At 64.2% G+C, this 12,744-nt stretch carries 14 protein-coding genes; 8 read left to right on the top strand and 6 right to left on the bottom strand.

The genetic code is table 11. The annotated features are described in order from the left end of the window. Window positions 1-9 precede the first annotated feature (9 nt). Window positions 10-1,215, bottom strand: coding sequence for an ABC transporter substrate-binding protein (locus DU505_RS13280; protein ID WP_114479472.1), 1,206 nt, complete (start codon window positions 1,213-1,215; stop codon window positions 10-12). A 238-nt stretch (window positions 1,216-1,453) separates the two neighbouring features. On the opposite strand from DU505_RS13280, the gene DU505_RS13275 reads away from it, so the two are divergent. After that, window positions 1,454-2,227: a dienelactone hydrolase family protein gene (locus DU505_RS13275; RefSeq protein ID WP_114479471.1), complete on the top strand. Its 774-nt coding sequence runs from the start codon at window positions 1,454-1,456 to the stop codon at window positions 2,225-2,227. Then, a complete protein-coding gene (locus DU505_RS13270; protein ID WP_114479470.1) occupies window positions 2,224-3,288 on the top strand; it encodes a C45 family autoproteolytic acyltransferase/hydrolase in 1,065 nt (354 codons plus the stop codon). The genes DU505_RS13275 and DU505_RS13270 overlap by 4 nt, the downstream gene beginning before the upstream one ends. An 88-nt stretch (window positions 3,289-3,376) precedes the next feature. Here DU505_RS13270 and DU505_RS13265 read toward each other — a convergent pair whose 3' ends face one another. Then, on the bottom strand, window positions 3,377-3,634 hold the full coding sequence (locus DU505_RS13265) for a hypothetical protein (RefSeq protein ID WP_114479469.1): 258 nt from the start codon (window positions 3,632-3,634) through the stop codon (window positions 3,377-3,379). A gap of 186 nt (window positions 3,635-3,820) precedes the next feature. Between DU505_RS13265 and DU505_RS13260 the strand changes: the two genes are divergently transcribed. Beyond that, a complete protein-coding gene (locus DU505_RS13260) occupies window positions 3,821-4,186 on the top strand; it encodes a DUF6746 family protein (RefSeq protein WP_114479468.1) in 366 nt (121 codons plus the stop codon). A 29-nt stretch (window positions 4,187-4,215) separates the two neighbouring features. Here the strand turns inward: DU505_RS13260 and DU505_RS13255 are convergent, their stop codons facing one another. Further along, window positions 4,216-4,806, bottom strand: coding sequence for a DUF4202 domain-containing protein (locus DU505_RS13255; protein ID WP_114479467.1), 591 nt, complete (start codon window positions 4,804-4,806; stop codon window positions 4,216-4,218). Between the two features lie 159 nt (window positions 4,807-4,965). On the opposite strand from DU505_RS13255, the gene DU505_RS13250 reads away from it, so the two are divergent. Then, the gene (locus tag DU505_RS13250) at window positions 4,966-5,358 is read left to right on the top strand and encodes a DUF6746 family protein (RefSeq protein ID WP_114479466.1); all 393 of its coding nucleotides are present in this window, start codon (window positions 4,966-4,968) and stop codon (window positions 5,356-5,358) included. Between the two features lie 127 nt (window positions 5,359-5,485). On the opposite strand, the gene DU505_RS13245 is transcribed toward DU505_RS13250, so the two are convergent. Next, window positions 5,486-6,709: a YbfB/YjiJ family MFS transporter gene (locus DU505_RS13245; RefSeq protein ID WP_181872825.1), complete on the bottom strand. Its 1,224-nt coding sequence runs from the start codon at window positions 6,707-6,709 to the stop codon at window positions 5,486-5,488. 408 nt (window positions 6,710-7,117) lie between these two features. Here DU505_RS13245 and DU505_RS13240 point away from each other — a divergent pair, with 408 nt between their 5' ends. Then, complete coding sequence (locus tag DU505_RS13240; protein WP_114479465.1) at window positions 7,118-8,128, top strand: aldo/keto reductase; 1,011 nt, start codon at window positions 7,118-7,120, stop codon at window positions 8,126-8,128. A gap of 31 nt (window positions 8,129-8,159) precedes the next feature. Here DU505_RS13240 and DU505_RS13235 read toward each other — a convergent pair whose 3' ends face one another. Both DU505_RS13235 and DU505_RS13230 read right to left on the bottom strand, forming a co-directional pair. Beyond that, the gene (locus tag DU505_RS13235; RefSeq protein WP_114479464.1) at window positions 8,160-8,753 is read right to left on the bottom strand and encodes a malonic semialdehyde reductase; all 594 of its coding nucleotides are present in this window, start codon (window positions 8,751-8,753) and stop codon (window positions 8,160-8,162) included. Between the two features lie 62 nt (window positions 8,754-8,815). Beyond that, window positions 8,816-9,850, bottom strand: coding sequence for a LacI family DNA-binding transcriptional regulator (locus tag DU505_RS13230; protein WP_181872824.1), 1,035 nt, complete (start codon window positions 9,848-9,850; stop codon window positions 8,816-8,818). Window positions 9,851-9,959: 109 nt separating this feature from the next. Here DU505_RS13230 and DU505_RS13225 point away from each other — a divergent pair, with 109 nt between their 5' ends. The 3 genes from DU505_RS13225 to DU505_RS13215 are packed head-to-tail and all read left to right on the top strand — an operon-like array spanning window position 9,960 to window position 12,739. Then, window positions 9,960-10,964 carry a TRAP transporter substrate-binding protein gene (locus DU505_RS13225; protein ID WP_114479462.1) on the top strand — a complete coding sequence of 335 codons (1,005 nt, stop codon included), beginning with the start codon at window positions 9,960-9,962 and terminating at the stop codon, window positions 10,962-10,964. A 3-nt stretch (window positions 10,965-10,967) separates the two neighbouring features. Further along, window positions 10,968-11,465: a TRAP transporter small permease gene (locus tag DU505_RS13220; RefSeq protein WP_114479461.1), complete on the top strand. Its 498-nt coding sequence runs from the start codon at window positions 10,968-10,970 to the stop codon at window positions 11,463-11,465. Next, window positions 11,462-12,739: a TRAP transporter large permease gene (locus DU505_RS13215; protein WP_114479460.1), complete on the top strand. Its 1,278-nt coding sequence runs from the start codon at window positions 11,462-11,464 to the stop codon at window positions 12,737-12,739. Before DU505_RS13220 ends, DU505_RS13215 begins: the two co-directional genes overlap by 4 nt. The last annotated feature ends 5 nt before the right edge of the window (window positions 12,740-12,744 follow it).

Below are 12,744 nucleotides of genomic sequence, written 5' to 3'. Positions count from 1 at the left end.
GCTAGCGTCTTAGAGGTCGACCTGCCCCTTGCCGACGAAGGCGCCGTCTTCCACCACCATCTCGACCACGACGCCCGGCACGTCGCCGGCCTCGTCGAACTCGTGACGGCCGGACGCGCCCTCGTAGTTGATCTCGGTACCGGCGGCGATCAGCTCCACGGCCTTCTCCCACTCGCCGGGCAGGATCACTTCGCCGGGCTCGCTGGAAACGCTGCGCAGTGCCTCGGAAAGCCCTTCACGCTCGGCGCTGCCGTTCTGCTCGATGGCCAGCGCCAGCAGGAAGGCGGCGTCGTAGGCCTGGGCGGCGAAGACCGCACTGGGGTCGAAGCCCGCTTCCTCGGCGGCCTGGTTGAAGAGCTCGGTACCCGGCAGGTCCGGGCTGCCCGGGCGCGTGGCGATCATGCCCTCGAGGACATCGGCACCCACCGCCTCGACCAGCGAAGACCCCACCATACCGTCGGCGCCGGCGTACTGGGTGAACATGCCACTCTCGTAGGCCTGACGCAGCACGGTCTGGCCGGAGCCATCGGCGTAGGCCAGCACCACCAGTGTCTCGGCCCCGCTGCCGGAGAGCGAGCCCAGCTCGGAGCGGTAGTCGGCGCGGCCATCCTCGTGGGCCAGGTTCTCGGCGACGACACCGCCGCCGGCCTCGAAGGCCGCGACGAAGGCATCGGCCAGGCCGCGACCGTAGTCGTTGTTGACGAAGGTCACCGCGACCTCATCGAAGCCCTTTTCGAGCATCAGCTTGGCCAGGATCTCGCCCTGGAAAGCGTCCGACGGTACGGTACGGAACACCAGGTCGTTGTCGTCCAGCTCGGAGACCGCCGGCGCCGTGGAGGCCGGTGACACCATCACCACGCCGCCGGGGATGCCGGCATTGTTGGCCGCCGCAATGGTCGCCCCGGTACACAGCGCCCCCACGATGGCGGTGACTTCTTCGGTGTTGACCATGCGGTCCGCCGCATTGGAGGCCGCCGAGGCGTCGCTGCAGGTGGTATCCGCATTGGGCATCGACAGGGTCTGGCCGCCCAGGATGCCGCCCTGGTCATTGATCTGCTGGACCGCCAGCTGGGCACCCTCGAAGATCGGCGGCGTCAGACTCTCGATCGGGCCCGTGAAGCCCCCCAGAAAACCGATCTTCACTTCAGCCTGCGCCGCACCGACGAATGCCAGGCTGGATGCTGCAACGGCCATCGCCAAAACGCGTTTTTTCATGGTTGTTCTTCTCACTCTGGTTGCGAAAAAAGTGCACCCCCTAAATCTGGAAGGATCGGCGCCAAAACACAAGCCTTACTGCCAACGTTAGCGACAATCGATATGCGGCCAACCCCCTGATCACAAGGGCGAATTGCCACCTGCTCGAGAGGGCACAATTCAACGTTGGCGGCACGTCGTCCCTTGGCGTGCCTATACTGAAGGGTCCGAACCATGCCCACCCGACAGGAGCCTTCCCATGTGGCCCGCACCCTCTTCCCTCCTGGCAGGCAGCCTGCCGCTACTGGTCGGCCTTGGCCTTGCCACCAGCGCCCACGCCTTCACCCCGTCCGGCAGCGATATCGTCTATGACGTCGACGACGAAAGCTTCGAAGGCTATCTCGCCACTGCCGACGGCGAATCCCGCGGCACGGTACTGATCATCCATGACTGGAACGGCCTGGACGACTACGAACGCCAGCGCGCCGACATGCTCGCCGCCGAGGGCTACGACGCCTTCGCCGTCGACCTCTTCGGCCAGGGCAACCGACCCGAGTCGACCGAGGACCGCCAGGCCGCCACCCGTGCGCTCTACAGCGACCGCGAACGCATGCGTAGCCTGACCCTGGCCGGCCTGGCCGAAGCGCGGGAGCAGGGTGCCGCCGAGACGAGCGTGATCATGGGCTACTGCTTCGGTGGCGCCGTGGCCCTGGAGATCGCCCGCTCCGGCGAGGCCGACGCGGTCGCCGGCTACACCAGCTTTCACGGCAGCCTCGGCACACCGGAAGAGCAGACGTGGCCCGCCGACGTCCCCCAGCTGCTGATCGCCCACGGCGGTGCCGACAGCTCCGTCACCATGGGCGATGTCGCCACCCTGACCGAAGAGCTGGAGGCCGTCGAGGCCACCTACGAGATCCAGGTTTACTCCGGTGCACCCCACGGTTTCACCGTGTTCGGCGACGACCGCTACCAGGAACGCGCCGACGAACGCTCCTGGGCCGCCTTCCTGGTCCTGCTCGAGGAGGTGCTGTGACCCAGCCCAGCCACGCCCTGGCCGTGACCCGGCTCTCGGGCAGCCGGCATGACATCGGCACTGGCCATGGCCGCATTCATGCCCGGCTCATTCAGCACAGCCTGGCGGTCTACGCCCAGCTGTTTCACGACTTCGTCGGTATCCGCTGGCAAGAGGCCCGCCAGGAAGCCGTGCGCTTCCAGGCCATGATCGAGCGGGGATTTCCCGCCATCCTCGAGGAGATGGCGGGCATCGCCGAAGGCGCCGGGGTCGATGTCACCGACATTCTCACCCTCAACTGCCGCAGCGAGATCGCGCTGACCCGCGCCAGCGGCGGCTGCTCGGCCTTCTCGCTACAGAGACAGGGCCGCCAGTGGCTGGCCCAGAACTGGGACTGGCGCACCGACCAGCTGCACAACGTGGTGGTCCTGCATATCGAAGGTCCCGGCACCGTGCCGCTGGTCAGCGTCGGCGAAGCGGGCATGGTCGGCAAGGTGGGCATGAACGCCAACGGTATCGGTGTATGCCTCAACGCCATCCGCTCGCAGACCTGCGGCGACGGGCTGCCGATCCACGTGGCGCTGCGCAAGATACTGGAAAGCCCCGACTGGGAGAGCGCCCTGGACGTGGCCCGTAACGACCGGGTCTGCTCACCGGCCCACTTCCTGCTCGCCGCAGGCGACGGCCGGGCCATGGGGCTAGAGGTGCAGCCCGGCGAGCCCGGCCGGCTCACACCGCAGGACGGCATCGTCACCCACACCAACCATCTCTACGCCGACGGCTGCCAGGTCCAGGACTTCCCCCGCATCGACTCGCAGCCCCGGCTGCAGCGGCTCGACACCCTGCTGCACGACGAGCTGGCCGCCGACAGCGACGTGGACGAGGCCACCCTGTTCGACATCCTCAGCGACCACCACAACGCCCCGCTGTCGATCTGCCGCCACTTCAACCCCGACCAGCCGCCCGACGAACGCATGGAAACCCTGTTCGCCGTGGTCATGGACCTGGGCGAACGCCGCCTGACCCTGCGCCACGGCAAGCCCTGCGAAACCACCGATAGCCTGACCCTTTCCCTGGCCTGACCCACCCACTCGAGAGACCATCTTGCAGCGCATGAGGCAATGAACAGGGGCAATGAATCGGGGCAATGAATGGAGCCAGAGCGCGGTGTCAGCGCCCCTTGCGGGGCTGGCCGAGGTCATCCAGCTCACTCTTCAGATACTGCTCCGTGGTCCGCAGAAAGCGGCGACGGAGCAGGTCGTGGAAGGCCTCTTCGCGTCGCAACGACATCAGCACCGTCTCCTCCTCGGAGGTTTCCAGCGACTTTTGCGTCGCTTCCCGGGCCAGCCGCACCGAGCCCGACGACGCATCAAAGACATGCAGGTTGGGGGGCACGTCCCCGAGGGTGGAATGGATGCGGTACGGCATGGCAACCTCCGATAAAATCAATTAATGATAACCATTATCATTAATAGCTGGAAATCTAGTCGCCGCAATGATCCGTGTCAATTCCTACGAAGAAAAATCATTCTCATTAGCAAAGAGACTTGCTGACAGGATAGCGCGCTGATACAACTTTAATGCGTATCATTCTCAACCATTGGAGCCATCAACATGAAATCCCTGCTTCCTGCCCTAGTGGCCAGCCTGCTGATCGCCTCGGCCTCTGCCGATTCCAGCACCGACCATTTCAAGGGCGAGCCTGCCGATACCCTGAGCCTGGCCGTGGCCAACTTCTCCGAATACAACCAGCAGTTGGCTGACCTGCTCGGCCAGGACGAGCTGAGCATGGAGGATCTCGGCACCATCCACGAACTCTCTTATACCTTGGAGAATGCGCTGCAGAAGATTAACGAGGAAGCGGACGCGATGGCAGTCGACCTGGAAGAGGTGCACTTGGGTTCCGAGACCGGGGACTTCGAACGCGTGCAGAGCCATGGCACTGACTATCTGGAAGCGGCCCAGACGCTGGTACCGTAAACCCACCGCCGAGGGCGCCGCCGGTAACTTCAGCCGGCGAGCGCCTCCTCCACCAGCCCTCTCGCCTCATCGCTCATCGGCAGCTCAAGCGCGAGCTCATGAGCCTTCGGCGACATCTTCTTCCAGGTCATCTGCACGATGCGGATCAGGTGATCGTGGTCGATCTGCTTCGAGAAATCGCCGAAGTAGTTCTCCAGAAACACCAGGCAAGCGCAATCCTCCACCGCCTGGGCGCCCGGATCGCGGCCCAGGCCCTGCTTGCGGACCATCTGCGCCACCCGCGCCGCATCCTCCGGCGAATAGCCGCACGCCTCCATCACCCGCGCCGTGGTCTCGCCAGCCCGCTTGCCCTGGTCGCGACGCCAGGTCAGATACCCCACCCGGCCCTCCGGATACTCACTGCGGGGCACCTGCCAGCGCTGCATATGCTGCGAACGCACCGCCAGCTGCGTCAGCTCATCTGCCGCCGGTACCACCCGCTCCAACCAGTCACTCATGCGCCCCGCATGCCACAGCTCCATCGGCAGCGACTTCCCCTCGACCTCCACCCGGCGAGGATCCTCCGCATGCAAGGCATCGAGCTCGGCGATGGTGTGCTGAAACGGCGTTTGATCTGACATGGGAAAGTCCTTGTAAGTCATTATTGCCACAGCATACCGCATACGCGCACGTCGCCGATAATCCGGCTGCCTTTCGAAAACCCTTCGGAAATCAACTTGTAAGGCACAGAGTTTCAACTAACTTAGGATATGTAATCAACGCCATGGAGAGGTAAGCCTATGAAACCTATTATTTTAAGCCTTCTTCTCGCCCTGCTGACCCTCGGCATCGCCCACGCCGAGGAAGAGCAGGAAAACGCGCTCATCGAGCAGCTCGAAGAGGCCGAGGGGCAACCCATGGATACCCTGCAAGAGGCCATGGATGCCCTGGAGCTGCGCAACGACCTGCTAGGCGTGCTGCTCGAGAAGGAAGAGCTGACGGACGACGATTTGGCCATTATCCAACAGCTCACCGACACCATCGAGAACGCGCTGGCGAAGATCGATGAAGAGGTCGACACCATGAAGGGTCAGGTGCAGGAGGTTAGCGAAGGCGCCGACGGCCAGGATCAGCAACGCGTGCGCGAGAGCGGCAAGGACTATCTGGAGCGGATCAATACGCTGATGCAGTAAGGCAGGAGAAACAACCTGCCACCAGCGAGCATCCCGGCGGGGCACCCTCCGCCGGGATGCTCGCTGGCAGTAACTTTACCCGCATGCAAACCGCGCAAGCCCCAGTGCTCCACTGAGCCTAGGTTGCTTATTCAGCCGCAGCCATCTTCGCCTCGGCATCCAGCCGCTGGGCCGTCTGATCCACCTGGCGCAGCCAGGCGAGCAACACCGCACCCAGCGCCACGAAACCGCCGGCCAACCACAAGCCGATGCCATAGTGGCCCGTGGCCTCGGCGAGCATGCCGGTCAACGCCGGGGCGATAATCTGCGCCGCGCCATAGGCCAGGGTCATGCGGCCCATCAGCCGGGCCGGGCTCTGCGGGTAGAGCCTGCCGGCCATGGTCAGCACCAGGCTCACGCACCCTAGGAAAGTGCCGCCGTAAAGCACGGCGCTGAGCAGCACGACGGCCAGGCTGCTGGTCATCGCCGGCAGGACGATACCGATCACCTGCAGGGCCATGGCGGCGATCAAGGCACCCAGGTAACCGATGCGCCGGGCGACCAGGTCCCACAGCATCACCGTCGGCGCGGCCGCCAACCCCACCAGAGCAAAGGTCCAGTTTCCGGCGCCGGCCAGCAACGGCTCACGCTCCACAATGGCGACAATGAACGTGGCACTGATCACGTAGCCGTAACCAGCGCAGAAGTAAGCAGCCAGCATCAGGCGCATGAAAGTGCCGCTGGGCGGCATGGCCTGCCGCTGAGTGCCACCAGCGGCACCCGCCACCGGCTTCACCGGACGCGGCAACCAACGCCAGGCCGGTACCAGTAACACCAGGGCCAGGGCCGTGAAGCCCAACCACTGCGCCTGCCAGCCCAGGGCGAAGCGCAACATCAGCTCCACCGCCAGGGCCGCCACCAGAATTCCGATGCCAAGCCCAGCGAAGTGGATACCCAGTTCGCCACGCTGCCGGTGGCTGATCAGCCAGTGCAGGATCAAGCCGGAAGCCAGCAACATCGCACCACTGCTGGAAAACCCCGCCACAAAACGCATCGCCGCCCATAGCCAGAAGCTCTCGGTCAAGGCCATGCCGGCGGTAGACAACACCGCCAGCACCAGGGTGACCCGGTAGAGGGTGTCCTTGAGCCGAATGCTATGGATCGAGGCAGCCACCAAGGCACCCAGCATGTAACCCGCGTAGTTGAGGGCAGCCAGCCACCCGCCCTGGGCATCGCTCAGCCAGGTCTGCTGCTGCATCACCGGCAGCAACGGCGTATAGGCGAAGCGCGCCACACCGATGCAGAGAATCTGGCTGAACACCCCGGCCAACAGCACCCGATAGCGCGGAGAAAGGTCGATCAACATAGCCATGCCTGGCTCTCCCGAAAGCGGCGGTGATGCTCAAGGCTCGTACTATAACCCTTAGCAACCTAACAGACCCTGCAATAAGAAAATTGCCGTTGGAGGCGTTTCAGCTCTCACTAGACCAAATAATGCCGCTACATACGAAAAAACAGGCTGTTGCAGGCAGCTTCAGCTCACGACCACAGACCAACCCTGCCACCACATAAGAGAAATACGCTGTTGGAGGCAGCTTTAGCTCGCGACCGCGGTGTTACCTAACCTTGATGATGAACACCAACAGCACGGCTCCTCGCTGACGCACCTCACGGCCAACCGATGGTGGCCATTGCTAACTAGCAGCCCCCCAACCTTGCGACCCCCCACCCGCCCTCGGCATGATGGCAGGCACTGCCCCTGCCACCCACAAGGATTCCCATGTCGACTCTCTTTGTTCGCCTGAAGGACGTTGCTTCGCCCCCCATCGGCCTGGGTTGCATGAACCTCTCCCATGGCTACGGCAGCCCCGTTCCCGAGCCCGAGGCAATTCGTGCCCTGGATGAGGCCTTCGACATGGGCTATCGCCACTTCGATACCGCGACGCTTTACGGGGCGACGGCCAACGAGAAGGTGGTGGGCCAGGCCCTTGCGGGCAAGCGCAACCAGGTGATGCTGGCCAGCAAGTGCGGATTGGCCATCGACCCTGAGCTGGGCAAGCGGGTGATCGACGGGCGCCCCGAGACGCTCAAGCGGCAGTGCGAGGCGAGCCTGCAGCGCCTGCGTACCGATCACCTGGACCTCTACTACCTGCATCGCCTGGACCGCCAGGTGCCCATCGAGGAGAGCGTCGGTGCGCTGGGGCGGCTGGTAGATGAAGGCAAGATCGGCGCCATCGGGCTCTCGGAGATATCCGCGGCCACGCTGCGCCGCGCGGTGGCCGAGCGCCCCATCGCAGCGGTGCAGTCGGAGTATTCCCTGTGGACCCGCAACCCCGAGATCGCGCTGAGCGCGGCCTGCCGGGAGGCGGGCACGGCCCTTGTGGCGTTCAGCCCCCTGGGCAGGGGCTTTCTGGCAGGCGCCGTCAGGAATTCTGAACGCCTGGAGGAGAACGACATGCGGCGAGGCTTGCCGCGCTTCAGCGCCGAGAACCTGCCGCGCAACCTGCGCCAGCTGGAGAAGCTCGAGGCCCTGGCCGACGAGCTGGGCGTGACCACCGGCCAGCTGGCCCTGGCCTGGCTCAGGGCCAAGGGGGACGACGTGATACCGATTCCCGGCTCCCGCTCGATCACCCACATGCGCGAGAACCTGGCGGCGGGAACGCTCGACCTGGACTCGGCGACCGTCGCCCGGCTGAACGCCATGATGACGCCGGACCAGGTAGCCGGCGACCGCTACAGTGCGGAGCAGCAGGCGGATGTCGATACCGAGGAATTCGAGCCGCAGGATTAGTCGAGGCGTGGCAGGGGCCTGCTGACCGGGCTCACACCACTTCCGCCACTTCGTCGAACGTTAATCTCGGGCCCCGGGGTCGCAGGCTCTCGGAGTCGCCGACGCCAAGGTTGACCAGGAAGTTGCTCCTGTAGCGGCCGTCGGGGAAGAACTCGGCGTCGACCATGGCGTTGTCGAAGCCGCTCATGGGCCCCACGTCGAGCCCCAGCATGCGGGCGGCGATTATCAGGTAGGCACCCTGCAGGGTGCCGTTGCGCCAAGCCGTTTCGCTGGCCGTGTCGGGATTGGCCTCGAAGCGTTCCCGTGCGTTGGGCGAATTGGGAAACTCCGTCGGCAGGTGCGCGTAGAAACGGGTGTCGATGGCCACGATCACGGTGGTGCCGGCCTGGTAGGTCTTGTCGCGGTTGGCTTCGGAAAGCGCCGGCAGCAGCCGCGACTTGGCCTCGACGCTGGTTACGAACACATAGCGCGACGGCTGGCAGTTCATGGAGGTCGGGCCCCACTTCAGCAGGTCGTAGAGACGGCGCAGGAGTGCCTCGTCAATGGGCTCATTGCGAAAGCCGTAGTGGGTACGCGCTTCACGGAAGGCAACATCGAGCGCGGTATCGTCGAGCGGCGGTCGCATTGGGGTCTCCTGCTGCAATGGGGTTGCTGTCCCTGGCCGTGCCTGGAAGCGGTCGCCTCGTATCACATGACATGACGCGCCGCGGGCAGGTTCTCGGAGAAGTAGATTTCCATGGCCACCGGGGCCAAGTCGGTCTGTTCGCCTGTCGCCGCGGCAATGGCTCGCGAGTAGATCAGATCGGGACTCTGGGTGATGACGGCATCCATCGTTCCATCAAGCAGCATGCTACGAGTGTCGGGCGTGAGTCCATGACCTATGAAGCAGATATCGGCGGCACGCCGGGTTTCGCACAATGCTCGCCCGATCCCATCCGACGCACCGCCCACGTTGTAGATGCCCACGATATCGGGATGCTCTTCCAGAAGACGGCAGGTGTTCTGGTAGTTCTCGTCGCGGTTGTCGTGCCCCTCGTGCGGGCCGATCACACCCAGGTAAGGGAAGCTCGCCTCCGTCAGGGCCAGGAACCCCATCTCGCGTTCCATGTGGGCACGATAGGCCCGGCTCGCCGCAATGAGCGCCAGCTTGCCCGAGGTGACATGACAGAACCGCCCCATGATCTGGGCGGCGGTGCGCCCCGCAGCGAAGTTGTCGATACCGAGATAGAGATGCCGGTTCGAGCTTGGCAGGTCCGAAATGATGGTGATGATGCGTTTTCCCGCCATCACGAGTTCGTCGATGGCCTGCCTCACCCGTGGATGATCGATGGCCATGAATACCACCGTGTCCGCGCTCCTTCCGTAGCGCCTCAACGCCTGTGCCAACGCATCAGGATTGAAGCTTTCGATGAAGTGGCTCCTGACCTTGACCGGCCCCGGCGACAAGGCAGCCAGTTCGCGCACGCGTGTACTGAGCCCCGTTAGGTAGGGGTTCGTCCCCCTGGGCAGTAGAAAGACCACCTTGGCAAAGCGCGGGCCGAGCCGTTTGCTCAACTCCTCCTCGTCCATGTAACCGATGTGAACGGCCGCTTCGAGCACCCGCCGCAGCGTGGCCTCGCGCACGCCAGAGCGACGATTCAGAACCCGATCCACCGTCGCCGTCGATACCCCTGCCATGGCGGCAATATCCGGTATCAATGGTCGCTTTCCATCAAAAACCATCAAAAAGTCCTCATTGCCTCTTCGGAGGATCCTGCCCTAGCCTTGAGAATCGTAGGGCACGAACATCATTACCTACAAATAAATAAAAAAACATCATCCGGAGAACGTCATGCTTAACAATATCTACAAGCTCGGCCGCCTGACGGTCGTTGCGGGCGCGCTGGCCATGAGCGTTGGCACGGCGACGGCCCAGGAAGTCACCCTGCGCTACGGCCACATGCATACGCCGAACTCGATCGCCGGCATGCAGGCCGAGTGGCTGGCCGAGGCCATCACCGAGAAGACCAACGGCGAAGTCGCGGTGGATATCTTCCCCAATTCGCAGCTCGGCAAGCTTCAAGAGCTGGCCGAAGCGGTAGCGACGGGATCGATCGCCATCTCCCACAACACGGCTGGCGCGATCGGCTCGCTCTATCCGCCCTTTGCCGCGTTCGATACGCCCTACCTGTACCGCGATATCGACCACTTGATGGCGGTAATGGATGTGGATTCGCCCGTGATGCAGGAGCTCAACGAGGGCCTGGTGGACGCTTCCGGGGTGCGCTTGCTCTATGCCTTCTACTTCGGCACCCGCCACCTGACGACCAATCAGGAGATCAAGTCGCCGGACGATCTCGAAGGCGTCAAGATTCGGTCCATTCCCTTCCCGATCTACATGGCCACCGTCGAAGGTATGGGCGCGGTTCCCGTTCCCGTGGATTGGGCCGAAGTGCCCACGGCACTGGCAACCGGCGTGGTCGAAGGCCAGGAGAACCCCGTCAACGTGGTCGTCACCTCGAAGCTGAATGAAGTGCAAAGCCACATGATGCTGACCGGCCATATCAGCGCCGCCCAGGTCATCGTCATGAACGACGATACGTGGCAGTCGCTGTCGCCCGAGCATCGGGACGCCATCACCGAAGCCGCCGCCGAGGTTCGCGAGCGCGCCACGGCCGCCATGCTGGAGGCGGAGGCCGAGGACTTCGCCTCCCTGCGTGAAGCGGGCATGCACATCGTCGGCCCCGAGGATGGCCTGGATATCGAGGCGTTCCGCACCCGCGTGAGTGATCGTATTGCCGAGGAGTTCACCGCGCAGTACGGCGAGTTGTACGAGCAGATTGCGGCCGTTGACTGAGCCATGAACGAGTACAAGCCGATTGTCGGGCGGGCGGTCACCTGGCTGACGCAAGCCTGCCTTGGGGTGGCGATGGTACTGCTGGTCCTCATAGCCGTGCTGATCGTGACACAGGTCGTGGCACGCAACCTGTTCGACACTGGCCTGCCAAGGGTTGACGAGGCCGCCCGCTTTGCCGGCATCGCCATGGTCTATCTTGCCGCCCCGTTTCTGCTGCTGCGCGGCCAGCACGTGGCGGTCACGCTACTGGTGGAACTGCTGCCTCGGCTGGGGCGCAGGCTCTGCCTGGTGGTGGGCGAACTGGCAACGCTGGGGTTCTGCGTTCTGACGCTGTACGGCTTCTATCGCTTCCTGCTGCGCGCGGGGCGCTTCGCCACACCGGCCATGGGCATGCCGAACCTGTGGTTCTACATGCCCGCGCTGGTTGGGCTGATCTTTCTCGCGGTGGTGGCCGCCTACCGCCTCGGTCTGTTGGCGTCGGGCAGGGAGGTCGAGGAATGACCGTTACCCTGCTCATGCTGTTCGCCCTGGGCCTGCTCATCGGCGCCCCGGTGGCCGTCAGCCTTGGCCTCTCGGCGGGGCTCGTCATCCTGATTCACGACCTGCCAGTCACGGTACTCGCCCAGCGGGCCGTGAATACCCTCGACAGTTCGCCGCTGCTGGCGGTACCGCTGTTCATACTCGCCGCCTCGCTGCTGGGGGCGACAGGTGTCACGACCCATCTCTTCGACCTGCTGCGCATGCTCGTGGGGCGAATCCGCGGCGGCATGGCCCACGTGAACGTGCTGGTCAGCCTGATATTTTCCGGCATGTCGGGGGCAGCGCTGGCGGATATCGGCGCGCTCGGCGGCATCCAGATCCGCCAGATGGAACACCAGGGCTACAGCCGACGCTTCGCCTCGGGCGTTACCATCGCGGCGGCCACCATCGGCCCCATCTTTCCGCCCTCCATTCCGCTGATCATCTTCGCCACGGCCGCCGAGGTGTCGACCATCCGCGCCCTGCTGGCAGGCGTAGTGCCCGCTCTCGTGGTGGCCTTGGCACTGATGATCCAGATCGCGGTGATGGCACGCCGTCATGACCTGCCGCGCGACGACATCCGGCCCACCCTGCCCGCCATTCGGCGCAAGGCGTGGATTTCGCTGCCTGCGCTGCTCGCGCCCGTGCTGCTCGTTGGCGGCATGATCAGCGGCTTCTTCGGCCCCACCGAAGCGGCCGGGGTGACGGTGGCCTATGCCGTGTTGATCGGGTTGCTGATCTATCGCTCGCTCACCCTGGAGGGCTTTATCGGCTGCACGCGCGACACGGTGCTGGCCACGGCCAACGTGCTGTTCGTCGTAGCGGCGGCGGCGCTCTTCGCCTGGGTATTGACGATGGACCGGGTACCGGCACGGGCCGGGGCATGGCTGCTGGAGGTGTCGGAAAACCCGCTGGTCCTGCTGCTGATCCTCAATCTGCTGCTGCTGGTGGTCGGCATGTTCCTGGAGGCCATCGTGGCCATCCTGATCATTGCGCCCATCGTCACCCCGGCGCTACTGCAGGCAGGCGTTCCGCCCGAGCAGTTGGGTGTGGTCTTCGTGCTCAACCTGATGCTCGGGTTACTGACACCCCCGGTGGGAATGAGCCTCTACATGGTCTCGATCATCACCAAGATGCCGCTGCAGTCGGTCATCCGCGGCGTCGCCCCTTTCTACCTTTCCCTTTTCGCAGCCCTTGCGCTGGTAACGCTGGTTCCCGGCCTTTCCACCTGGTTGCCCAACCTTGTCATGAAGTGAGATTC

It is taken from the genome of Billgrantia montanilacus (assembly GCF_003336675.1).
Taxonomy (GTDB): domain Bacteria; phylum Pseudomonadota; class Gammaproteobacteria; order Pseudomonadales; family Halomonadaceae; genus Halomonas; species Halomonas montanilacus.
This window is presented reverse-complemented; position numbering and strand designations above follow the sequence as displayed.

Coding starts and splice junctions, on each gene's coding strand:
- DU505_RS13280 (WP_114479472.1), bottom strand. CDS start 1,215: ATGAAAAAACGCGTTTTGGCGATGGCCGTTGCAGCATCCAGCCTGGCA.
- DU505_RS13275 (WP_114479471.1), top strand. CDS start 1,454: ATGTGGCCCGCACCCTCTTCCCTCCTGGCAGGCAGCCTGCCGCTACTG.
- DU505_RS13265 (WP_114479469.1), bottom strand. CDS start 3,634: ATGCCGTACCGCATCCATTCCACCCTCGGGGACGTGCCCCCCAACCTG.
- DU505_RS13260 (WP_114479468.1), top strand. CDS start 3,821: ATGAAATCCCTGCTTCCTGCCCTAGTGGCCAGCCTGCTGATCGCCTCG.
- DU505_RS13255 (WP_114479467.1), bottom strand. CDS start 4,806: ATGTCAGATCAAACGCCGTTTCAGCACACCATCGCCGAGCTCGATGCC.
- DU505_RS13250 (WP_114479466.1), top strand. CDS start 4,966: ATGAAACCTATTATTTTAAGCCTTCTTCTCGCCCTGCTGACCCTCGGC.
- DU505_RS13245 (WP_181872825.1), bottom strand. CDS start 6,709: ATGGCTATGTTGATCGACCTTTCTCCGCGCTATCGGGTGCTGTTGGCC.
- DU505_RS13240 (WP_114479465.1), top strand. CDS start 7,118: ATGTCGACTCTCTTTGTTCGCCTGAAGGACGTTGCTTCGCCCCCCATC.
- DU505_RS13235 (WP_114479464.1), bottom strand. CDS start 8,753: ATGCGACCGCCGCTCGACGATACCGCGCTCGATGTTGCCTTCCGTGAA.
- DU505_RS13230 (WP_181872824.1), bottom strand. CDS start 9,850: ATGGTTTTTGATGGAAAGCGACCATTGATACCGGATATTGCCGCCATG.
- DU505_RS13225 (WP_114479462.1), top strand. CDS start 9,960: ATGCTTAACAATATCTACAAGCTCGGCCGCCTGACGGTCGTTGCGGGC.
- DU505_RS13220 (WP_114479461.1), top strand. CDS start 10,968: ATGAACGAGTACAAGCCGATTGTCGGGCGGGCGGTCACCTGGCTGACG.
- DU505_RS13215 (WP_114479460.1), top strand. CDS start 11,462: ATGACCGTTACCCTGCTCATGCTGTTCGCCCTGGGCCTGCTCATCGGC.